This window comes from Parafrankia sp. EUN1f, from assembly GCF_000177675.1.
Lineage (GTDB): Bacteria > Actinomycetota > Actinomycetes > Frankiales > Frankiaceae > Parafrankia.
Map to the genome: position 1 here is coordinate 64,981 of NZ_ADGX01000011.1, position 21,966 is coordinate 86,946.

Annotated in this window: 18 protein-coding genes and 1 pseudogene; 3 read left to right on the forward strand and 16 right to left on the reverse strand. The window is 71.5% G+C overall.

The features are described from left to right. Window positions 1–34 precede the first annotated feature (34 nt). Complete coding sequence (dnaG, locus tag FREUN1FDRAFT_RS04965; protein ID WP_035950034.1) at window positions 35–2,002, reverse strand: DNA primase; 1,968 nt, start codon at window positions 2,000–2,002, stop codon at window positions 35–37. Window positions 2,003–3,026: 1,024 nt separating this feature from the next. Here dnaG and FREUN1FDRAFT_RS44960 point away from each other — a divergent pair. Beyond that, the gene (locus tag FREUN1FDRAFT_RS44960) at window positions 3,027–3,182 is read left to right on the forward strand and encodes a hypothetical protein (RefSeq protein ID WP_006538866.1); all 156 of its coding nucleotides are present in this window, start codon (window positions 3,027–3,029) and stop codon (window positions 3,180–3,182) included. A 40-nt stretch (window positions 3,183–3,222) separates the two neighbouring features. After that, entirely contained in the window at window positions 3,223–3,762 is a 540-nt protein-coding gene (locus FREUN1FDRAFT_RS04970; RefSeq protein ID WP_035950103.1) for a PH domain-containing protein, read from the forward strand. A 231-nt stretch (window positions 3,763–3,993) separates the two neighbouring features. On the opposite strand, the gene FREUN1FDRAFT_RS04975 is transcribed toward FREUN1FDRAFT_RS04970, so the two are convergent. From FREUN1FDRAFT_RS04975 to hemW, 15 genes and pseudogenes are all read right to left on the reverse strand, one after another. Beyond that, complete coding sequence (locus FREUN1FDRAFT_RS04975) at window positions 3,994–5,877, reverse strand: transketolase (RefSeq protein WP_006538868.1); 1,884 nt, start codon at window positions 5,875–5,877, stop codon at window positions 3,994–3,996. A gap of 460 nt (window positions 5,878–6,337) precedes the next feature. After that, on the reverse strand, window positions 6,338–7,024 hold the full coding sequence (locus tag FREUN1FDRAFT_RS04980; protein WP_035950037.1) for a YdcF family protein: 687 nt from the start codon (window positions 7,022–7,024) through the stop codon (window positions 6,338–6,340). A 57-nt stretch (window positions 7,025–7,081) separates the two neighbouring features. Continuing rightward, window positions 7,082–10,165 (reverse strand): glycine--tRNA ligase, encoded by a 3,084-nt coding sequence (locus FREUN1FDRAFT_RS04985; RefSeq protein ID WP_006538870.1) that lies wholly within the window; start codon window positions 10,163–10,165, stop codon window positions 7,082–7,084. Window positions 10,166–10,230: 65 nt separating this feature from the next. Next, window positions 10,231–10,704: an antibiotic biosynthesis monooxygenase gene (locus FREUN1FDRAFT_RS04990; protein WP_050795744.1), complete on the reverse strand. Its 474-nt coding sequence runs from the start codon at window positions 10,702–10,704 to the stop codon at window positions 10,231–10,233. After that, a complete protein-coding gene (locus FREUN1FDRAFT_RS04995) occupies window positions 10,697–11,494 on the reverse strand; it encodes an isoprenyl transferase (RefSeq protein ID WP_006538872.1) in 798 nt (265 codons plus the stop codon). The genes FREUN1FDRAFT_RS04990 and FREUN1FDRAFT_RS04995 overlap by 8 nt, the downstream gene beginning before the upstream one ends. 189 nt (window positions 11,495–11,683) lie before the next feature. Next, window positions 11,684–12,414, reverse strand: a pseudogene (recO, locus tag FREUN1FDRAFT_RS05000) (DNA repair protein RecO). Between the two features lie 134 nt (window positions 12,415–12,548). Next, window positions 12,549–13,466 (reverse strand): GTPase Era, encoded by a 918-nt coding sequence (gene era, locus FREUN1FDRAFT_RS05005; protein WP_006538874.1) that lies wholly within the window; start codon window positions 13,464–13,466, stop codon window positions 12,549–12,551. Next, the gene (locus FREUN1FDRAFT_RS05010; protein ID WP_035950041.1) at window positions 13,466–13,816 is read right to left on the reverse strand and encodes a cytidine deaminase; all 351 of its coding nucleotides are present in this window, start codon (window positions 13,814–13,816) and stop codon (window positions 13,466–13,468) included. The genes era and FREUN1FDRAFT_RS05010 overlap by 1 nt, the downstream gene beginning before the upstream one ends. Window positions 13,817–13,856: 40 nt before the next feature. Next, window positions 13,857–15,206 carry a hemolysin family protein gene (locus tag FREUN1FDRAFT_RS05015; protein ID WP_006538876.1) on the reverse strand — a complete coding sequence of 450 codons (1,350 nt, stop codon included), beginning with the start codon at window positions 15,204–15,206 and terminating at the stop codon, window positions 13,857–13,859. A gap of 15 nt (window positions 15,207–15,221) precedes the next feature. After that, window positions 15,222–15,701: an rRNA maturation RNase YbeY gene (gene ybeY, locus FREUN1FDRAFT_RS05020; RefSeq protein WP_006538877.1), complete on the reverse strand. Its 480-nt coding sequence runs from the start codon at window positions 15,699–15,701 to the stop codon at window positions 15,222–15,224. A gap of 37 nt (window positions 15,702–15,738) precedes the next feature. After that, window positions 15,739–16,776: a PhoH family protein gene (locus FREUN1FDRAFT_RS05025; protein ID WP_006538878.1), complete on the reverse strand. Its 1,038-nt coding sequence runs from the start codon at window positions 16,774–16,776 to the stop codon at window positions 15,739–15,741. Between the two features lie 191 nt (window positions 16,777–16,967). Further along, window positions 16,968–17,792: a 16S rRNA (uracil(1498)-N(3))-methyltransferase gene (locus FREUN1FDRAFT_RS05030; protein ID WP_083828562.1), complete on the reverse strand. Its 825-nt coding sequence runs from the start codon at window positions 17,790–17,792 to the stop codon at window positions 16,968–16,970. Next, window positions 17,789–18,934, reverse strand: a complete 1,146-nt coding sequence (gene dnaJ / locus FREUN1FDRAFT_RS05035) for a molecular chaperone DnaJ (protein WP_006538880.1) — start codon at window positions 18,932–18,934, stop codon at window positions 17,789–17,791. The genes FREUN1FDRAFT_RS05030 and dnaJ overlap by 4 nt, the downstream gene beginning before the upstream one ends. Further along, the gene (gene hrcA / locus FREUN1FDRAFT_RS05040) at window positions 18,934–19,953 is read right to left on the reverse strand and encodes a heat-inducible transcriptional repressor HrcA (RefSeq protein WP_006538881.1); all 1,020 of its coding nucleotides are present in this window, start codon (window positions 19,951–19,953) and stop codon (window positions 18,934–18,936) included. Before hrcA ends, dnaJ begins: the two co-directional genes overlap by 1 nt. Window positions 19,954–20,288: 335 nt before the next feature. After that, window positions 20,289–21,518 carry a radical SAM family heme chaperone HemW gene (hemW, locus tag FREUN1FDRAFT_RS05045; RefSeq protein ID WP_006538882.1) on the reverse strand — a complete coding sequence of 410 codons (1,230 nt, stop codon included), beginning with the start codon at window positions 21,516–21,518 and terminating at the stop codon, window positions 20,289–20,291. 230 nt (window positions 21,519–21,748) lie between these two features. On the opposite strand from hemW, the gene FREUN1FDRAFT_RS43480 reads away from it, so the two are divergent. Beyond that, window positions 21,749–21,952 carry a hypothetical protein gene (locus FREUN1FDRAFT_RS43480; protein ID WP_006538883.1) on the forward strand — a complete coding sequence of 68 codons (204 nt, stop codon included), beginning with the start codon at window positions 21,749–21,751 and terminating at the stop codon, window positions 21,950–21,952. Window positions 21,953–21,966: the final 14 nt, after the last annotated feature.

A 21,966-nucleotide genomic window follows, 5' to 3' on the forward strand; every position in this document is an offset into this window, starting at 1 on the left:
AATCTCGTCACTTCCTTCTCGGGATCGACCCAGGTTACGCGGCACCTACGCCCCGCTCCCGGAGTTGGAGCTTGTGCTGTTCCAAAGCAATCAGCTCGCCGAACGCACGGTTGAAGGCATCAGAGTCGGAGGTGGGGTTCAGCCGCTGCACCCGCGACTTGACTTCCCTGATCCGACGGGTCACATGCAGCTCCTGAACACGCGACATCTGATCGTCGACATAACGGTCGTCAACATCGTGGTCGCACAGCACCCCCTCCACCGCGAGCGCGAGAACGAACCGCCGCAGCTCCTCGTCCGGCGCCGCGGCGACCACCGCCGCGGCCCAGCCCGACGGGTCGCCGGCCGCGTACAGACCCGCGCACACCCCACCGGCCGTGGCGATCAGTTCACGGACCGCACGGTGCACAGGAACAGTGAACAGCTCCGCGGCGAGGGTGTCGAACATCGGGCCGGCCAGCCCCGGGTGCTGCAGGGCGAGCTTGAGTGTCTCGCGCTCGACGATGGCGGTTGCCTCGTCGGGCGCGGGTTCGGGCCGGCGGCGCGCCGAGGCGGCCGCCGCCGTGCCGTCCGCCCCGGAGCTCCCGCGTGCCCTGGTGCTCCCGTGCGCGCCTGAGCTGCCCGGCGCGCCCGAACTCCCCTGTGCTCCTGGACTCCCCTGTGCCCGGGAACGGTGCGAAGCTACCCGCTCGACCACGAACCGCTCGTCCAGGAAGCCGAGCCAACGGTCCAGGTTCACCGCGTACCGGTGCCGGATGCCGGCGTCCTTGAGCCGGTTGACCAGAGGGGCGGCCGCGTCGAGCGCCGCGAGCCGGCCTTCCGTGGTGTTGAGGTCGTAGCGGTCGATCGCACCGCGGATCGCGAACTCGAAGAGCGGCTGCCTGGCCGCCACGAGATCACGCACGGCCGCGTCCCCGCGCTGGGTCCACAGGTCGCACGGATCAAGACCGTCCGGCTGCACCGCGACGAAGGTCTGGGTGACGAACCGCTCCTCGAACTCGAAGGCCCGCAGCGCGGCGGCCTGACCGGCCTGGTCACCGTCGAAGGTGAAGATGACCTCGCCGGTACGGCTGTCCGAATCCATCAGGAGACGACGGACGATGGCGACATGGTCGCTGCCGAACGACGTCCCACAGCTCGCGACCGCCGTCGTCACACCGGACAGGTGGCAGGCCATGACATCGGTGTACCCCTCGACGACGACCACCTGGTAGCGGCGCGCGATGTCGCGCCTGGCCAGGTCGGCGCCGTAGAGGAGCCTGGCCTTTTTGAACAGGGGCGTCTCGGCCGTGTTGAGGTACTTCGGCCCGGCGTCGGAGCCCTCGGCGAGACGCCGGCCACCGAAGCCGACGACCTCCCCGCCGAGATCACGGATCGGCCACAGCAGCCGGTGATGGAAGCGGTCGATGAGGCCGCCACGACCACCGCGCTTGGCCAGCCCGCCCAGTTCCAGCTCCTCCGCGGTGAATCGGCGGGCGAGCAGATGCCGGGTCAGCGCGTCCCATGACGCCGGGGCGTAACCGAGGCCGAACCGTTCGGCCGCCGACCGGTCGAAGCCCCGCGAAGCCAGGAACTCCCAGCCCGCGCGCGCATCCGGCGAGGAGTAGAGCTGCTCGACGTAGAACTCGGTGGCCAGCCGGTGCGCGTCCAGCAGCCGCTGCCGCTGGCTCGTGACCGCCCGGCTGGTCGGCCCGCCACCCTCGTAGGTCAGGGTGATCCCGGCCCGGCGCGCGAGCCGCTCCACCGCCTCCGGGAAGCTGAGACCGTCGATCTTGCGGACGAAGGCGTAGACGTCTCCGCCCTCGTTACAGCCGAAACAGTGGAAGAAGCCGACCGATGGTCGCACGTTGAACGACGGTGACTTCTCGTCGTGGAAGGGGCACAGTCCGACGAGGCTGCCGCCACCGACCGGACGGAGCTGGACATGGTCACCGACGATGTCCGCGATGGGTGACCGCTCCCGGACGAGAGCGATGTCGGCGTCGCGGATGCGTCCGGCCACCGAACCCTCCCTGATCACGTCCGGCGGGCCCGTCACCTACGGGCTCCGAGTTCACTGGATAGACGGCGCCCCCCGCCCTGGGGTTGCGCGAGTCGCGGGCTTCGATGTGTCCGGTCACCTCAGACGACGCTGCCGGCCGCCTGCCCGGCGGGACGGCGCTGCCGTCGAGCCGGCTAGGCCACCGATGGTGTCGGTGTCAACGGTCCTTTCGCGTGATGGTACTTGTCATCCGGCCGACAGTGTCGATCATGCCATGCGCACGCCCGCGAGCGGCGGGGCGAGGACCGGACGGCCCCAGCCACCCGGGTCACACGGCCCGGCTCGTGCCGCAGCGACGACGAGCGGCACCGATCGGCACACCCCCGCAGGGTCCATGATGCGACACGGGCCACATCGGAAGCCACCGACGAACCACCCTCATCACTCCAGTGTCGCGCCACGACCCCATCCCATCCCAAACACAGTCGACAGCGATCACAGCGTACGTCGTTTTTCGCTGGTCACAGTGCCGTTGGTAGCTGTCGGCCCGTCAGTGCCCCGCAACGGCCGACATCGACCCCTCGCCGTCGACGCACCGGTAGCCCGCCGACCACACCCGGGGACACCAGCCGGGCCGGGACGACACAGGAGCGCAGGACAGCGCAGGCGGGACAAGACAGCACAGCCGGGACAGGACAGCACAGGCGGCACAATGCAGCACCTGGATGACGCGGGGATGGCACCGCCGGGGCAACCCGGCGAGCCGGACGGCCACCGCACCCAACGACCGGACGACCACGCTCCCCCAGAGGGGGCGCGACACGCCGAAGCGGACTTGTGGATCAGCACCGATTCGGGGGGCTACAGACGCTCACCGACGGTGACCTTCGGCCTGTTTTGCGAGTTCACAGGCCCGCGCCAGCGGGTTCATACCACTCACTGACCACGAAGCCATGCGTATCAGGCCGATTCTCGTACCTACGTCGATCGCAACAACGATACTTTGGGCGCACCCCGTTCCCCCAACTCGGCCCGGAGGCCCGCCGTGGACAAGATCGTCAAGTACGGTGCGATCGCGTTCCTTATCTTCTTCGTCGTCACCGCACCGGACAGTGCCGCGAGCATCATCGACCGGGTCATCGGTTGGCTTGAGGACATCGGGAACGGAGCGTCGGAGTTCGTGACAGACACAGCCCTGTGAACCCGCACCTGCCGGACCCGGCGTCTGCGAGACTTTGATCGTGCCGAGACTCCAGCTTCCCGACCCAGCGCTGCGGGACACCAAGTACCTGGCTTCCCAGGAGCGCCTGGTCATGATGGTGCGCCTGCACTGGGCGATCATGCTGCCGATCTTCGGGCAGACACTGGGCGCGGTACTGCTGGCCCTCGTCGCGAACATCCTCCTGGCCATGCAGGGCATCGACACCGGGCCCATCACCACGGTGCTGTGGTACTTCGCCCTCTTCATGATCCTCCGGATGCTCTGGAAGATCGCGGACTGGCACTTCGACCACCTGATGATCACAGACAAGCGTCTGCTGAAGGTGTCGGGGATCGTCTTCCGGAAGGTCCAGACGATGCCGCTGTCGAAGATCACCGACCTCACCTACAACCGGGACCCGCTCGGGCGGCTCCTGGGCTATGGCGAGTTCGTCGTCGAGTCCGCCGGTCAGGACCAGGCTCTCTCGAAGATCAGTTTCCTTCCGCGGCCGGACCGGCTCTATCTCACCCTGGTCGACATGACCTTCGGTGGTGGTCCGTCCCCGGCCGGCGACGACTGAGCCGGCTGAGCCGGCTGAGCCGACACCGGCGAAAGGTCAGCGCGGGCGGCTGGAGCCGGCAGGGCTGACCTCCTGGTACCGGTCCCTCTCGTCACACCCGCATCACAAACCCCGCTCGCGGCTCCTCGCGTCACCATGTCCTGACGGAACCGGCCCCTCGTCTCACCGCCGAGGGGCCGGTTCCGTGTGCAGCCAGGGTCCTGTGCGGCTGGCGTTCTGTGTGCGGCTGGCTCAGCGCAGCAGGCCGCGCGCGGCTTCCACGATGTGCGGCGTGGAGATGCCGGCGAAGTCCAGCAGCTCGTCAGGGGTGCCGGAGCCGGGCAGCTCGGTGACCGCCAGGTGCGCGAGCCGCAGGGACACGCTGCCGTCCCGCAGGACTCCCGCGAGCCCTTCCAGAACGGCTCCGCCGATACCGCCCTCGGTGTAGTGGTCCTCCACCACGACCAGCCGCCCGCCGGTCGCCCGCGCGGCCTCGGCGAGCGTGGCGGCGTCGACCGGCTTGATCGAGTACAGGTCGATCACCCGCGCCGCGACCCCCTCCGATGCGAGGACATCCGCCGCGGCCAGGCAGTGGTGCAGGGTGACACCGGCACCGATCAGCGTCACGGTGTCGGCGTCCGAGCTGCGCAGGACCTTCGAACCACCGGGCACGAACTGCTCGTCCGGCCCGTAGAGCACCGGGTAGGCACCACGGGTGGTCCGCAGGTAGCTGATGCCCGAGAGCCCGGCCATCACCTCCACCAGCTTCGCGGTGGACGTCGCGTCACTCGGGTAGAGGACGGTCGAGCCGCCGATCGCCCGCATCATCGCGAGGTCCTCCAGCGCCATCTGGGACGGCCCGTCCGGACCGATCTCCACCCCGGCGTGCGACCCGGACAGCCGGATGTCGGCCTGCGAGATCGCCGCCATCCGTATGAAGTCGTACGCGCGGGAGAAGAACGCCGCGAACGTCGACGCGAACGGGACGTAGCCACGCACCGAAAGGCCGACCGCGGCCGCTACCAGCTGCTGCTCCGCGATGAAGATCTCGAAGAAGCGGTCCGGGTGAACCTTGGAGAAGTCCTCGGAGTAGGTCGAGTTGCTGACCTCGGCGTCGAGGGCCACCACGTTCGTCCACGCGCCGACCGCGGCCAGCGCCTGCCCGTAGGCCCGCCTGGTGGCGATCTTCGCACCGAGCTCGTAGGTCGGCAGGGTGATCGCCGGGCGGGGCGCCGGCGTGGGCCGGGGCAGGTCCGCCGACGGCACCGGGCCGCGCACCCGCAGGTTGCGCTCACCGCCCAGCTCGACGATCGCGCGGGCGGCCATGTCCTCCGGCAGCGGCTTGCCATGCCACCCCTCGGCGTCGGCCACCTCGGAGAAGCCGTCGCCCTTGCGGGTACGGGCCAGGATCACCGTGGGCCGGGTCGCGTCCTCGGCGTCGGCCAGCGCCGCGTCGATCACGCCCAGATCATGACCGTCGATCACGACCGCTCGGGCGCCGAAGGCCTCGACCCGGCGGGCGTAGGCCTCCATGTCCCAGCCCAGCTCGGTGGGCCCGCGCTGACCGAGCCGGTTGACGTCCACGATCGCGACAAGGTTGGACAGGCCGTAGTACGAGGCCTTGTCCAGCGCCTCCCACATGGAGCCCTCGGCCATCTCGCTGTCGCCGCAGACCACCCAGACCCGGTAGGGCACCTTGTCCAGGAACCTGCCGGCGAGCGCCACGCCGACCGCGTCGGGCAGGCCCTGGCCCAGCGATCCGGTCGCGACGTCCACCCAGGGCAGGACCGGGGTCGGGTGGCCCTGCAGGCGCTGGCCCAGACGGCGGTACCCGGTCATGAGCTCCTCGTCGGAGATCACACCGACGGCCTTGAACATCGAGTAGATCAGGGGTGAGGCATGCCCCTTGGAGAAGATCAGGTGATCGTTCGCGGGGTCGTCCGGGTTGTCCCAGTCGTAACGGAGATGGCGTGTGAGCAGCACCGCCATGACATCCGCGGCAGACATGGAGGAGGTCGGATGACCGGAACCCGCCGAGGTGCTGCTGCGTACCGAGTCGACTCGCAGCTGCTGCGCGAGTTCCCGAACCGTCTCCAGGTCGGCGACTCCAACCACTTCGGACACGGGAGTTGCCACACCAGTCTCCTTCGTCAGCATTGTGCTGTTTTCGGTCGTCCTGGTCAGGCCGGTGCACCTGCCGGCGTGCCGGCGTGATGGGCAGTCGTGAACGTACGGCCCGCACAGGTCGAGTGTCGTATGTGCCGCGGGCCGGCCGACCCGGCGTCTGACGCCTGTCGCACTACCCCGTCACTCCGCGATCCGAACCGTACCAGCACCTCCGCCCCACCACACCAGCGGAAAGCCGGCCTTCGTCACATACGACGGCCGTCCAGGAGCCCCACGCCGGCGGCGGGCACGTGCCGGACGGCCCACGAAGCAGGGCCGCTGGGACCGCCCGGGTGTCGCATCCGTTCCCCGCCGGCCGCCGCGCCCGTGGCGTTGATCACCGCCGGCGGTACCGGCACGAGCCCGGACGGGGGTACCTACCAGGGGGCCCACCGACCCGCCGGCCATCTCGGTGGTTCGCCCGGCGGGCTCAGACCGCCGGGGTGTGCGCCGCGGCCGGCGAGGCGCGGTGAAAGAGCTGGTAGAAGCGATAGCCGATGCCCTCGCGCAGGATGTAGTGGACCTGGGTGCCGAAGCCGCGGTTCGCCGGCCCGCTGGTCGAGGGCGACGCCACCGCCGCGATGCCGAGATCGGCGGCGATGGTGCGGGACCGGAGGCTGTGCCAGCGGTCGGTCACCACCACCGCCGACCCCCAGTGCCGGCTGTCCATCAGGCCTGCCACCGCGATCATCGACGACAGCGTGTCCCTTCCCTGGGGAACCGCCAGCACGGCACTGGCCGGAACCCCGTGGTCACGCAGGTACGTCGCGGCGACCTCCGCCTCGGTGAAACGGTCGCCCGGCTGGTTCCCGCCCACCGTGATGACACGTGGCGCGACACCGGCACGGTAGAGCTCGAGCGCGTGGTCCAGGCGGGCGGCGAGGATCGCCGACGGCCGACCGTCGTACTGCGACGCGCCAAGGACGATCAATGTGTCGGAGGCCCGCCGGTCATCGCCGCGCCCGACCCACCACACCTGCCCGAAGGTCGCGGCAGAGCCCACGAGCAGAAGTGCGACGGCCATCAGGACGATGCGCACCGCCCAGCGCCACCACGCCACCCGAAACCAGGCCGCCGAGGGCGGACGGGGCAGAAGCCGCCGAAAGGACAGGTCCACGCGATATCACGTTAGCCGCAGCGGACCTGCCTAAACCTTCCGGCCACCGATCGACGCTCAGGAGGCGCCGACGGCACCCACCGACGCCGTCGGCAGCGCGCCGAGCGCGTCCCAGTCCAGCACCTCACCCGCGACGTCACGGATCTCGGCGAGCAGGCCGAGCCGCGCGGCACGCAGCGCCGGCTCCTCGGCCATGACCATCACACCGTCGAAGAACGCCTCGACCGCCTCCGGCAGCGCAGCCGCGGCGGCGACGAAGTCGACGAGCTCCGGCGCCCGGCCGGAGGTGCGGACCACCAGCTGACGGGACAGCTCGGTCGCGGCCTGGGCCAGTCTGTGGTCGACCGGGTCGACGAGATCCGCGATCGCGATGCCCGGTGCCGTGTCAGCCGGAACGATCCGGCGGATCCGCCCGACCGCGGCGGCGAGCCGCGCGAACGACGGGTCCTCCACCAGGACGCGCAGCTCCGCCACGGTCGAGGTGGCGCGGGCCGGTCGAGCGGTCAGCGGCGCCACGGCGGCGACGAGCCGGTGATCCACCCCGGTGTCGAGAAGCTGCTGGGTGAAACGGCCGCGCACGAACGCGTCCGCCTGCTCCAGGGCCTCCTGTGACATCGGGACCGGGATCAGCTTCGCCGCCTCGGCCAGCATGTCCGCCACGGCGAGGCCGGCGAGCTCGGGGCGCTGCGCCAGGATGGCGGTCACCCCGAGCGCGGCCCGGCGCAGCCCGAACGGGTCCGAGCTGCCGGTGGGCGCGGCGTCGAGCGCGAACAGCCCGGCCAGCAGGTCGAGCCGGTCGGCGAGCGCCAGCAGGGCGCCGGGCACCGTCTGCGGGAGCACCCCGCCGGCACGGCGCGGCAGCTCCATCTCGTAGAGCGCCACGGCCACCGCCTCGGGCTCGCCGGCCCGGCGGGCGTACTCCCGGGCCATCGTCCCGGCCAGGCTCGACAGCTCGATCACCATCTGGGTGGCGAGGTCGAACTTGGCCAGCGCCCCTGCCCGGTCCATCGTGGCCCGATCCTGTGGGGACAGGCCCCCGGCGGCCGCGGTGCCTCCGCTGGTCGCGGCGCCCTCCCCGGTGCCGAGCCGGTCGGCGAGGACTCCGGCCAGCCTGGCGATGCGGTCCGCGCGGTCGGCCACCGAGCCGAGGCGCTGTTCGAAGGTGAGCTTCGCGAGCCCGGCGCGGAACGTCGCCAGCGGCACCTTGAGATCGGCGTCGAAGAAGAACGCGGCGTCCTCGAACCGGGCGCGCAGCACCGCCTCGTTACCCGCACGCACGAGGGGAACGTCGACGGCCCCGTCCGCGATCGTCACGAAGCAGGGCAGCAGCGCGCCGGCGGCGTCACGCACCACCAGGTACCGCTGGTGCTTGTGCATGACCGTGGTGAGGATCTCGGCCGGCAGCTCGAGGTACCGCTGTTCGAACGAGCCCAGCACCGGACGCGGATACTCCACCAGGTTCGTCACCTCGGCCAGGACGTCGCCCTCCAGGTCGAGGTCGATCGTGCCCTGGTGCTCGGCGGCGAGCTTCGCCGCCTCGTCCACGATCAGCTCGCGGCGGGTCGCCGGGTCGAGCAGGACGGAGTGCCCGGCGAGCAGGTCCGCGTAGCCGTCGGCACCCGCCACCTCGATCGGCGGCGAACCGGCGCGGCGATGACCGCGCGACGTCGCGCCGGCGGCCAGCGTGGACACGGCGACCGGCACCACCGCGGCGCCGAGCAGCGCGACCACCCAGCGCACCGGCCGGCTGAAGGACAGCTCGGGGTCGTTCCAGCGCATGTTCCGCTCGGCGCGCAGGCCGGCGAGCACCGCGCCGAGCACCTCGGCGAGCACCTCCGTCGCGGGCCGGCCGACGTCGGTACGCACCAGCGCGACGTGCTCGACACCGCGGAACTCGACAACGGTCAGATCGGCCACGTCGCCGCCCTGCCCGCGGACGAAGCCCGTCGCCGCCTTCGTCGGCTCACCCGCCGCGTCGTAGGCGGCCGCGCGGCGCGGGCCGCGGACGACCCGCTCCACGTCCGGCTCCCGGGGCGCGACGTCGGCGACGACGGCGACGATCCGCCGCGGGGTGCCCCGCACCAGCACCTCGCCGTGGGTGAGGCGGGTGGCCGCGAGCCGCTCGACGAGCGCCGCGCGGACGGCCTCGGTCTGCCGGGTCACCTCGGCGGCGGGCAGCTCCTCGACACCGATCTCGAACAGCAGGGTCGCCGGCCCGGTGGGCACCGCCGCCGGGTCGACGGTGGCCGGGGTCGCCGCGGCCGGTCGGGGCGTCTCGCCCAGCGGGCTGCCGAGCTCGACACGCCGGTCCCGCCACAGGGCGGCGACCTCGCGCGACATCCCACGCATCTGGGTGAACGAGGTGGCCCGCTCGGTGGTCGAGACGGCGCCGCGGGAGTCGAGGATGTTGAAGGCGTGCGAGCACTTGAGCACGTACGTGTGCGCGGGGACCGGCAGCCGGGCGTCGATGAGCCGGCGTGCCTCGGCCGCGAACTCGGCGTACATCCGGCGCACCGTGTCGATGTCCGCCTCGTCCAGGTAGTACCGGGACATCTCGTACTCGGACTGGCCGAACACCTCGCCGTAGGACACCCCGGGCGCGTACGCGATCTCGGTGAAGTGCCGGACCTCCTGCAGCGCCATCAGGATGCGCTCGATCCCGTAGGTGATCTCGACGCTCACCGGGTCGAGGGACTGGCCTCCGGCCTGCTGGAAGTAGGTGAACTGGGTGATCTCCTGGCCGTCGAGCCAGACCTCCCAGCCGAGCCCCCAGGCGCCCAGCGCCGGTGAGGCCCAGTTGTCCTCGACGAAGCGCACGTCGTGCGCCGCGGTGTCGATGCCCAGCGCGCGCAGGCTGCCCAGGTAGAGCTCCTGCGGGTCACCCGGGTCGGGCTTGAGGATCACCTGGAACTGGGTGTGGGTCTGCAGCCGGTTCGGGTTGAAACCGTACCGGGAGTCGTCCGGACGCACCGAGGGCTCGACGTAGGCGACCCGCCACGGCTCGCCGCCCAGCACCCGGAGGATGGTCGCCGGGTTGTGCGTACCGGCGCCGACCTCGGTGTTGAACGGCTGCACGATCATGCAGCCGCGCTCGGTCCAGTAGCGGGTCAACGTCAGCAGGGCGTCCTGCATGGTCAGCATCGGGTCAGCCTCGGCAGCTCGGTGATCGGGTGTTACCCCGCCGAGGCTACCGGGTGGCAGGGCCGCTACCGCTCGTCCAGGCTCCACACGCCGTCGTCGACTCCGGCGCGGGCCCCCGTGCGGACGCCCGCGCCGGGGGCGATGACCGCCGCGTCCGGCGCGAGGGCCGAGCCGTGGGAGTAGGCCGGCCCGTCGGCGTCGCGTTCGTACAGGACCTCGAAGGCGCCCGGGGCGTCCTGGGCCCAGACCAGCGTAGGCGTCAGCTCACACCGGACGTCGAAGGCGGACAGCGCCCGCCGCCAGGCGCCCGGACCAGCCCATTCCGTGACCAGCAGCCAGGCGCCCGGCTCGTCGGCGCTGCGGCCGAGCCGGGCGGTGCGGAAGCCGCGCTGCGCGGCCAGTGCGGCCACCACCCGCTCGCCGGCCGCGGCGAAATCGGACCAGGCCGCTTCAGGCACCTCGAACCGGAGGACCGCGACCACCGGAGCTCCGGCGGCCACCGCAGGCCCCGCGGAGGCCGCCGGCCGGTGGTCAGGCATGCTTCGCGACCACGCCGCCGTAGCGCCGGTCGCGGCGGGCGTACTCCTCGCAGGCCAGCCACAGATCGCGCCGGTCGAAGTCAGGCCACAGGGTGGGTACGAAGGAGAACTCCGCGTACGCCGCCTGCCAGAGCAGGAAGTTGCTCAGCCGCTGCTCGCCCGAGGTACGGATCAGCAGGTCGACGTCCGGCATATCCGGCTCATCCAGGTATCGCGCGACTGTCTCCTCGTTGATGCGTTCCGGGCGCAGCCGGCCGTCGCGCACGTCCCGGGCGATCGCCGCGGCGGCGTCCGCGAGCTCCGCACGCCCGCCGTAGTTCACGCACATCACCAGCGTCAGCCGGTCGTTGTCGCGGGTGAGCTCCTCCGCCGCCTCCAGCCGCCGGATCACGTTCCCCCACAGGCGGGGCCGCCGCCCGGCCCAGCGCACGCGGACACCGAGCTCGTGCATGTCGTCGATGCGCCGCCCGAAGACACCGTCGGTGAAGCGCATCAGGAACGCCACCTCGTCCGGCGAGCGCTTCCAGTTCTCGGTCGAGAACGCGTAGACCGACAGCCAGCGCACGCCCATCTCGATCGCGCCCTCGACACAGTCGAACAGCGAGTCCTCACCGGCCTCGTGCCCCTTGGTACGGGGCAGGCCGCGCAGCTTCGCCCAGCGGCCGTTGCCGTCCATGACAATCCCGACATGACGCGGGACAAGGGCCGGCGGCAACGGCGGCGGCTGCGCTCCGGACGGATGCGGACGCGGATCGCGGAACCGTCTGCCCACCTCTTCACGCAGGCTCACAGCCGACATCCTTTCGTCCGGGCCGGCGCCTCACCGACCGACCCCCGCCGGCCCGAGCCCACCCGGACCACCGGTCTCGCAGCACACATCCCGTCCCCGCTCCTCACACGGTCCCCTCGCCCGCCGTGCACGTCCGTGCCCGACCCAGGCCACCGCCTCCGCGCCCATCGGCTCTTCATGCCCGTGGCCTCACGTCCGTTCAAGATGCGGCAGGGCCCGCAGCGCCCGTTCGAGATGCCACTGAAGGTAGGCGGCCACGACCCCCCGGCCTCCCGTCGGGTGCGGACGTCGGTCGCCTCCGCGCCGTCCCAGTCACCGTGCAGAAGGTCGGCCAGCAGCCGCACAGCGGCCGGAGACGTCGACACCGCGCCTCGCGGTCGACATTCCGGGCACACTACGCCGCCACTGGCGACGGACAGCGAGTGGTGTGGTCCTGACTCCCCGCAGAGCGCGCACTCGTCCAACGCCATCCCGTAGCCGGAGACGGTGAGCGATCGCAGCAGGAAGGCATCCAGGACCAGGGACGGCGTACGTTCACCCGCTGCCAGCGTACGCAGACCGCCCACGAGCAGCAGAAAAAGCCGGAAGGCAGGTTGGCGTTCCTCGCTGGTCAGCCGCTCCGCGGTCTCCAGCATCACCGCCGCGGCCGTGTACCGCGCGTACTCCTGGGCGATCGTCGCACCGTAGGCACCCAGGATGTCCGCCTGAGTGACCGTGTCCAGCGACCGGCCCTCGTGGAGCTGGAGGTCGACGTAGGTCCCCGGCTCCAGCCGGGCACCGAATCGGGAGGACGTCCTGCGGACGCCCTTGGCGACTGCCCTGACCCGACCGTTACGCCGCGTGAGCACCGTGACGACACGGTCGGCCTCGGCGAAGGGCATCGTCCTCAGGACGACGCCCTCATCGCGATACACCGGCACGTTCCCATGGTTACATGCCTGCTCCACACGACCAGGTGGGGCCGCATCCGTCCCGACCTCCCGGGACAGCCGGCGACGCCGCCGAGCACCATGAGACGCCGCCGGAAACCCGGCCCCGGCCCGGCCCGGAGCCGTCAGAAACCCAACCGGCGAAGCTGCTTCGGGTCCCGCTGCCAGTCCTTGGCCACCTTGACGTGCAGGTCCAGGTAGACCGGCGTCCCCAGCAGCGCCTCGATCTGGGTACGGGCCCGGGTGCCGACGTCACGCAGCCGGGAGCCGCCGGAGCCGATGACGATCGCCTTCTGGCTCGAGCGCTCGACGAAGACGTTGACCCGGACGTCGAGCAACGGTCGGTCCGCGGGGCGGCCCTCCCGCGGCAGCATCTCCTCGACCACCACGGCCAACGAGTGCGGCAGCTCGTCGCGCACACCTTCCAGGGCCGCCTCGCGCACCAGCTCCGCGACCATCACCTGCTCGGGCTCGTCGGTCAGCTCCCCCTCCGGGTAGAGCCGCGGGCCCTCCGGCAGCCGGGCTACCAGCACGTCCGCGAGCCGGTCGACCTGGAACGCGGACACCGCGCTGACCGGCACGATCTCGGCGAAGTCACCGAGCCCGGAGACCTCCAGCAGCCGAGCGCCGACCCGGTCCGGGTCGGCCACCTTGTCGACCTTGGTGAGGATGGCCACCACCGGTGTCCGCCGCGCCAGGCGGCCCAGCTCGTCGGCGATGAAACGGTCGCCCCGCCCGAGCGGCTCGTCGGCCGGCATGCAGAAGCCGATCACGTCGACCTCCGACAGCGTCGCGCGCACGACGTCGTTGAGCCGCTGGCCCAGCAGCGTGCGCGGGCGGTGCAGACCCGGGGTGTCGACCAGGATCAGCTGCGCGTCGGGACGATGGATGATGCCCCTGATGGCGTGCCGGGTCGTCTGCGGGCGCCCGGACGTGATCGCCACCTTCGTCCCCACCAGCGAGTTCGTCAGCGTGGACTTGCCCGCGTTGGGGCGGCCCACGACACAGGCGAACCCCGAGCGGAATCCCGTCGCAAGGTCCACTAGCTCGACGTCCGGGTGCGTGCCACGCCGTCCGGCCCGGCGAGGAAGAGGGGAACCCCCGCACCGAACTCGGCGAGCATGGCCAGATCGTCGGCGGCGGCCGCGTCGGCCTCCGTCACCACGGCCGCGGCCTCGAAACGTCGCGCGCCGCTGGACGCCGCGGCCACGACCGCGGCCCGCAGCGCCGACGTCGCCAGCTCCGGCCGGGCGTGCGCGACCGTGGCGGCCACGTAGGTCCGGCCGTCGGTGTCGCGCACCGCGGCGCCCTCCGCGAGCTGGCCGCCGGGCGTGTAGGCCCGCAGCCGGGCGGCGCGGGCCAGCACCACCAGCTTGGTGTCCTCCGCCTCCAGGACTGGTCCGGCCGGCGGGCTGGAAGGGGGGTGGAAGACATCACGATGTCACCTTTCTGCTTTGCTCCGGCCCGTCCGTCCCGCCTGGCCCGGCCGGCCCTTCCGGCGCGTCCGGGTCACGGGTCGACGGGGTCAGCCGCCGGACGACGACAGTGCCGATCTGGTTGCGCCGACCGGCCGCCCGCTCGGCGGACAGCCGCAGCCCGGCCACGTCGGCGGTCGCGCCGGGGATGGGCACCCGGCCGAGCGCGCTGGCGAGCAGCCCGCCCACCGTCTCGACATCGCGGGCGCCGGGCACGTCCTCGACGCCGAAGAGCTCGGCGAGATCGTCGACGTCCAGCCGTGCCGTCACCCGCGCGGTGTCGTCGTCGAGCCATTCGACCGGCGGCGTGGCGCTGTCGTACTCGTCGGTGATCTCACCGACGATCTCCTCGAGGATGTCCTCGATGGTCACCAGCCCGGCGGTGCCACCGTACTCGTCGATGACCACCGCCATGTGGGTCCGCGACGCCTGCATCTCGCGCAGCAGGTCGTCGGCGGGCTTGCTTTCGGGAACGAGCACTGGCGCCCGCATGATCTCGGCGACCCGGCTGTCCTCGCGGCCCTCCCGCTCCCAGCCGACCATGTCCTTGAGGAAGGCGATCCCGACGACGTCGTCGACGCTCTCGCCGATCACCGGGATGCGGGAGAAGCCGCTGCGCAGCGCCAGCGAGATCGCCTGCCGCACGGTCTTGTCGGACTCGATGAAGAGCATGTCCGGGCGCGGCACCATGACCTCGCGGACGAGCGTGTCACCCAGCTCGAACACCGAGGCGATCATGTCCCGTTCCTCGGGTTCGATGACCTCGTTCTCCTCCGCGAGGTCGACCAGATCGCGCAGCTCCGCCTCCGAGGCGAACGGGCCGTCGCGGTAGCCGGGGCCGGGGGTCACCGCGTTGCCGAACGCGATGAGCAGCCGGGGCAGCGGCCCGAAGATCCGCGCCAGCCGGATGGTGAGCCCCGCGGTGGCCAGCGACACCGCGGGGGCGTGCTGGCGGCCCAGCGTCCGGAACATCACCCCGACCAGGATGTAGGCCACCAGGGTGGAGACCAGCGCGCCCAGGCCGACCGCGGCGAACCCGGCCCCGTAGGCGTGGACGGCGAGGACGGTGATGCAGGCCGCGGCGACCATCTCGCCGACGATCCGCAGCAACAGCAGCAGCGCGAGGTAGCGCCCCGGATCGGCCACGACCCGGGCCAGGTTCGCGGCGCCCGCCTTGTGCTGCCGGCCGAACTGCTCGACGCTTACCCGGGAGACCCTGGTGAGGGCGGCGTCCACCGCGCCGAGGCCCGCGGCGGCGAGGGCGGCCACCGCGGCGATGAAGACCAACAGGAGATCACCGGACTCCATGACGGACCGGGCTCCTCAGGAGGTGCCGGCGCCGGCCGCGATGTCCCAGGAGGCCAGCAGGCTGTTCTGGAGCTTCCACATCTCCCGTTCCTCCTCCGGCTCCGCGTGGTCGTAGCCGAGCAGGTGCAGGATGCCGTGGGTGCAGAGGATGTGCAGCTCCCGCTCCATCCCGTGGCCGGCCTGCCCAGCCTGCCTACGGGCCACCTCGGGGCACAGGACGACGTCACCGAGCAGGGTTGTCGGGTCCTCCTCCACCGACTCCGACCAGGACGGCTCGAACGCCTCGTCCTGCGGGAAGGCGAGCACGTCGGTCGGCCCGTCCTCGCCCATGTAGCGGACGTGCAGGTCGGTCATCGCGTCGACCTCGACCAGCATGACCGACAGTTCCGCGAGCGGGTTGACCTTCATGGTGTCCAGCACGAACCGGGCCAGCGCGGCCAGGGTGACCTCGTCGAAGTCCGTCACACCCGACTCGTTCGCGACGAAGACCGCCATTACCGTTCCCTTTCCGTGGCGCTCGTTTCCCGGGCGCTCACCGGCGGTCCCGGCGGGTGGCCCGGGCCGGGCGCGAGTCGGCGGCCGGCACCGGGCTCGCCGCGTCCCAGCGGGCGTAGGCGTCGACGATGTCGCTGACCAGGCGGTGGCGGACGACGTCCGTGCTCGTCAGCGTGGCGAAGTGGACGTCGGCGACCCCGTCGAGGATCTCACGGACCACTCGAAGGCCACTGTGCGTGCCGGCCGGCAGGTCGACCTGGGTGATGTCACCGGTGACGACGATCTTCGAGCCGAAGCCGAGCCGGGTGAGGAACATCTTCATCTGCTCCGGCGAGGTGTTCTGGGCCTCGTCCAGGATGATGAAGGCGTCGTTGAGAGTGCGGCCACGCATGTACGCCAGCGGCGCGACCTCGATGGTCCCGCTCTGCATGAGCCGCGGGATCGAGTCGGGATCGATCATGTCGTGCAGCGCGTCGTAGAGCGGGCGCAGGTACGGATCGATCTTCTCGTAGAGCGTGCCCGGCAGGAAGCCGAGGCGCTCACCGGCCTCGACCGCCGGCCGGGTGAGGATGATCCGGTTGACCTTCTTCGCCTGGAGCGCCTGGACCGCCTTGGCCATCGCCAGGTAGGTCTTGCCGGTTCCCGCGGGCCCGATGCCGAACACGATCGTGTGCTGGTCGATCGCGTCCACATAACGCTTCTGGTTCAGGGTCTTCGGGCGGATCGTCCGGCCACGGTTGGACACGATGTTGAGGGTGAGCACCTCCGCGGGCCGCTCCCCCGCACCGCTGCGCAACATCGCCACCGAATGGTCCACATGTTGCGGGCTGAGCTCCGTCCCGGCGTCCAGCAGCGCTATGAGCTCGGAGAACAGCTTGGCCGCGAGTTCGTTCTCGGCCGGGTCACCGGTGATGGTGATCTCGTTGCCGCGGACGTGGATGTCGGAGGAGAAGGCCTTCTCGACCGCACGCAGCAACTGATCCTGGTGGCCGAGCAGACTCACCATGCTGTGCGGGCCAGGAACGACGATGCGCGTGATGGCCCGCGCGTCTGGGGGAGCGTCGGAATCGGGCATGTAGTACGGCCGCCTGGGCCGGAGCACCTCTCACATCGAGCGTGAATCACACGAGCGCGGATCACATGGGCTCGCGCAGGCACCAGGCCGCGCAAGCACCAAGCCAAGCAAGCCCCCAAGTCACGGGAGCACAGCCACGGGAGCACGATCGTGTCAGCCTGGGGCGAAGGTGGCCCGCAGACGAACCCAGTCTATCCGCCCAGGCGACCGATGTCGGCGAGTACCACCGCCGCCGCGACAACGCCCGCCGTCGACGTCCGCAGCACGGTCGGGCCGAGCCGCCCGGCGACGGCCCCTGCGGCGGTGAGCGCGCCGAGCTCCTCCTCGGACACACCACCTTCCGGGCCCACCACCAGCAGCACCTCCGGCACCGCCGGCGCACCCGGTGCCGCGCCGGACATCCCGGGAGTCCCAGGAATCCCAGGCGGTGGTGCCGGGGCCGGCACAGCCCGCGGAACCTGCAGCCCGCGGGCGAGACCTGCGACCGGTGTCGACGCCGTCTCATGCAGGACGACGGCGAGCGCGGCCTGCCGAGCGCGCCGCGCGAGCGCGGCGGTGGTGACCAGTCCCCCGACCTCGGGCCAGACCAGGCGGCGCGACTGCTTGGCGGCCTCCCGCGCCGTGCGGTCCCACCGGGCCCGGGACCGCTCGCCGCGTTCCCCCTCCCAGCGAACCACGCACCGCGACGCCGCCCAGGGAACGATCTCGTCGACACCGGCCTCGGTCATCATCTCGACCGCCAGCTCGCCGCGGTCGCCCTTGGCCAGCGCCTGCGCCACCACCAGCCGCGGGACCGGTGCGGGCACCTCCCGACGACGCAGGACCACGCATTCGAGCTCGTCCCGGCCGACCGAGCCGACCTCGCATTCCAGCGCGGTACCGGCGCCGTCGGTCACGTCCAGGCGCTCACCCGACCGCAGCCGGCGGACGGTGGCGGCATGCCTGCCCTCCGCGCCGGAAAGCACGAAGACGTCCGTCGACGGCAGCGGATCCAGGTGGAAGACGGGCGCGGTCAGCGGTTACGCCGCCCGCTGCGGCGCCGGGAGAACAGGCCCGAGCCACCGGAGGAACCGCCGACCGCCACGGCCGGCGACTCCTCCTCCCGCAGCTTCGCCAGCTCCCGCAGCAGGCGTTCCTGCTCGGCGTCGAGCTTCGTCGGCGTCTCGACCACGATGTGGATGTGGAGGTGGCCTCGCCCGACCGCGCGCAGGTGCGGAACACCGCGCCCGGCGAGCCGGATCACCTCACCGGGCTGGGTGCCCGGCTTCACCGTGATGGTCTCGGAGCCGTCGAGCGTCTCCAGCGTCGCCACGGTGCCCAGCGCCGCGGCTGTCATCGGCAGCCGCAGGTCGCAGTGCAGGTCGTCACCCTCGCGGGTGAACACGGCGTGCTGGCGCTCGGAGACCTCCACGTACAGGTCGCCGGGCGGACCGCCGCCGGGGCCCACCTCACCCTCACCGGACAGGCGGATGCGCATCCCGTCCTCGACCCCGGAGGGAATCTTCACCGTCAGGGTGCGCCGCTTGCGGACCCGACCGTCGCCCGAGCATTCCCGGCACGGGTGCTCGATGACGGTTCCGGTGCCGGAGCAGCGCGGACACGGCCGGGACGTCACCATCTGGCCGAGGAACGAGCGGGTCACCTGCTGAACCTCGCCGCGGCCGTGGCATGTCGAGCAGGTGGACGGCTGCGTGCCCTGCGCCGCGCCGGCCCCGGTGCAGGTCGGGCACACCACCGCCGTGTCGACGGTGATGTCCCGGGTCGCCCCGAAGGCGGTCTCGGCGAGGTCGAGCTCCAGACGCAGGAGCGCGTCGTTGCCACGCCGGACCCGCGAGCGCGGGCCACGGCTGGCGCCGCCCCCGAAGAACGCGTCCATGATGTCGCCGAGGCCACCGAATCCCGCGCCGAAGGGCGAGCCGGCGCCGCCCCCGCCACCACCAGGCGCGAGCGGATCACCACCAAGATCGACGATCTGACGCTTCTCGGGGTCCGAGAGGACCTCGTAGGCGTTCGTCACGTTCCTGAACCGCTGCTGCGCCTCCGGATCCGGATTGACGTCCGGATGCAGCTCACGGGCCAACTTGCGGTAGGCCCGCTTGATCTCGTCACCGGTTGCGTCTCGCCGCACACCGAGCGTCGCGTAATAATCCACTGCCATCAGTCGGCACCCAAGAGTTCACCCACGTATTTGGCGACGGCCCGGACAGCCGCCATCGTTCCCGGATAGTCCATCCGCATCGGGCCGACGACTCCCATTCCGCCCAGTGCAGCCGGGCCGAGACCGTACCCGGTGGCGACAACAGAGGTCGATCGCAGGGCGTCGACGTCCGTCTCGCGCCCGATGCGCACCGTAACAGTACCGGTCTCACGCGCCGAACCGATCAGCTTGAGGAGCACCACCTGCTCCTCCAACGCCTCCAGGATGAAGCGCAACGAGTCGGCGAAGTCCACGGACGCCCTGGTGAGGTTGGCCGTCCCGGCCAGCGCGACGCGCTCCTCCTGGCGCTCCAGCAGGGCCTCCAGCACCACCGTGGTCAGCGTCGTCAGGTAGGGGCGCAGGTCGGGGCGGACCGTGTCCGGCAGGTCCGCCGCGGCCTCGGTGGCGTCCGCGATCCGCCGGCCGCGCAGGGACCCGTTGAGCAGGCCCCGCAGCTCCCCCACGACCCCGTCGTCGACCGGCGCGGGAATGTCCACCACCCGCTGCTCGACCCGGCCGGTGTCGGTGATCAGGACCAGCAACAGCCGGTTCGGGTTCAGCGTGACGATCTCGATGTGCCGCACGCTGCTGATCGACAGCGAGGGATACTGCACCACCGCCACCTGCCGGGTGAGCTGCGCGAGCAGCCGCACGGACCGGCGGACCACGTCGTCGAGGTCGACAGCGCCCTCCAGAAAGCTCTGGATGGCCTTGCGTTCGGCTCGTGACAACGGCTTCACACCGGACAGCCGGTCGACGAAGAGGCGATAGCCCTTGTCCGTCGGAATCCGACCGGCGCTGGTGTGTGGCTGCGTGATGTAGCCCTCTTCCTCCAGCGCGGACATGTCGTTACGCACCGTGGCGGGCGACACCCCCAGGGCATGACGCTCGGCCAACGTCTTGGATCCCACCGGCTCATTGCTGAGCACGAAGTCCTCGACGATTGCCCGCAGAACCTCCAGACGCCGTTCTTCCAGCACGTGACCACACCCCCTCAGCCGGTTCCCTACGCCAGGCGGGGCTGGCGGTATGCCGGCGCAGTCACCTGCCCTGGCACTCTGCCGCCACGAGTGCCAAGTGTAGCCTCCCGCCCTGGTCGGAGCAGCCATCGTGACCAGACCCGCGTTCAGCGACCGTCACAGCCCGGTCAGGTGACCGTCACGGCTCCGTCAGGTGACCGCCACCGCCCGGCCGGGTAGCCGCCGCCCAGCCGGGCTGGCACAGCAGCCCGGCCGGGTAGCCGCCCCGCCCAGCCGGGCGAGGGCCGCCGCCCAGTCGGGCGAGGGCCGCCGCCCAGTCGGGCGAGGGCCGCCGCTCAGTCGGGCAGCAGCGCACGCACCACGGTGTCGGCCAACAGACGACCGCGGCGGGTCAGCGCCACCCGCCCGGCCGCGAGCTGCCGGTCGAGGATGAGGCCGTCCGCCGCCAGTTCGTCGGCCGCCGCCCGCCCCCGATCGCACAGCGCGACCGCCTCGAGCCCCTCGACGAGCCGCACCCCCAGCATGACCCGTTCGACCCGCTGCGCGGCGGCGTCGAGCACCTCACGGGCGGCGGCCGGGCTGCGGCCCGCGCCGACCCTCGTCGCGTACTCGGTGGGGTGGCGGACGTTCCACCACCGGACCCCACCGACATGGCTGTGCGCGCCCGGCCCCAGGCCCCACCAGTCGTCGCCCCGCCAGTAGCCCAGGTTGTGCCGGCACCAGGAGGCACGGTCGCGGGACCAGTTGCTGATCTCGTAGTTACTCAGCCCGGCGGCCGCGAACGCCTCGTCCGCCTGTAGGTAGCGATCCGCCAACAGGTCGTCATCCGGTTCCAGGAGCTCGCCGCGGCGGACCCGCCGGGACAGCTTCGTGCCCTCCTCCACCGTCAGCGAGTAGGCGCTGACATGGTTCGGAGCGAGCTCGATGACCGCCTCCAGGCTGGCCGCCCAGTCTGCCTCCGACTCCCCCGGTGCGCCGTAGATCAGGTCGAGGCTGAGCTGCTCGAAGCCGGCCTGGCGGGCCCAGCCCACGACCTCGGCGACCCGGCCGGGAGTGTGCTGGCGGTCCAGCGCGGCCAGCACGTGCGGGCGGGCGCTCTGCATGCCGAAGGAGATCCGGGTGAATCCGCTGGCCCGCAGATGCTCGAGTGCCTCCAGGTCGACGGACTCCGGGTTGGCCTCGGTCGTCACCTCCACGTCGCCCGCCAGGCCGAAGGTGTCGTCCAGGATCCGCAGCACCTTCGCCAGATCGGAGGCGGGCAGCAGCGTCGGGGTGCCACCGCCGACGAAGACCGTCGCCACGGGCAGCTCCCCTTCGCCCAGAACCGAACGCGCGAGGCGGGCCTCGGTGGCGATGGAGTCGACGAAGGACGCGGCCCCACCCTGGCCGCCCGCGCCGAGCTCGGCCGGGGTGTAGGTGTTGAAGTCGCAGTAGCCGCAGCGTGCCGCGCAGTACGGGACGTGAACGTAGACGCCGAACGGCCGGGAACCGACCGTGGCGAGCGCGGCGTCGGGGAGTGCGCCGTCGACGGGCGCCGGCGCCCCTTCGAGAGGCTTGGATGGCATGACCCCAGTGTGCTCCCAACGCGCGCACAGACCGCAACGCTCTGTTTTGTCAACAGGCCCCGCCACAGTGATTCGATCATCACCTGGCGACATCAGGACCAGTATCGGACAAGGAGGCTCACGGGCCGCCCGAATGCGCCATCCGAGGCACCGTCGGCGCCCGCTCGGGGCCGGAATCACATGTTTGCGATCTGTTGACAGTGGCAGGGCCAAACGGTGGGCAACCGGTCATGGCTCAGTCGAGTTGGCTGCGAAATGATCCGACCATGCAGGAGGAGCTCACCAGTGGAATCGTGACCATCGAGGAACTGCTACCACCACGAACCACGGAGTACCGGTCAGGATCCGTCCTGGCGCTCGGCTTCGCGGAGGCCGAGCCGGCCACCGAGCCGATCCGCGTTCCCCGGATCGGCCCGCCCACGGACACCGTCTGACCCGCCGGCACCGT

Excerpts from the sequence above, each read along its gene's own strand:
- FREUN1FDRAFT_RS04990 (WP_050795744.1), bottom strand. The coding sequence starts at position 10,704 with ATGCCTGACCACCGGCCGGCGGCCTCCGCGGGGCCTGCGGTGGCCGCC.
- ybeY (WP_006538877.1), bottom strand. The coding sequence starts at position 15,701 with ATGGCGGTCTTCGTCGCGAACGAGTCGGGTGTGACGGACTTCGACGAG.
- dnaJ (WP_006538880.1), bottom strand. The coding sequence starts at position 18,934 with ATGGCAGTGGATTATTACGCGACGCTCGGTGTGCGGCGAGACGCAACC.
- FREUN1FDRAFT_RS05015 (WP_006538876.1), bottom strand. The coding sequence starts at position 15,206 with ATGGAGTCCGGTGATCTCCTGTTGGTCTTCATCGCCGCGGTGGCCGCC.
- FREUN1FDRAFT_RS05025 (WP_006538878.1), bottom strand. The coding sequence starts at position 16,776 with ATGCCCGATTCCGACGCTCCCCCAGACGCGCGGGCCATCACGCGCATC.
- FREUN1FDRAFT_RS04985 (WP_006538870.1), bottom strand. The coding sequence starts at position 10,165 with ATGCTGACCATGCAGGACGCCCTGCTGACGTTGACCCGCTACTGGACC.
- hemW (WP_006538882.1), bottom strand. The coding sequence starts at position 21,518 with ATGCCATCCAAGCCTCTCGAAGGGGCGCCGGCGCCCGTCGACGGCGCA.
- FREUN1FDRAFT_RS43480 (WP_006538883.1), top strand. The coding sequence starts at position 21,749 with ATGGCTCAGTCGAGTTGGCTGCGAAATGATCCGACCATGCAGGAGGAG.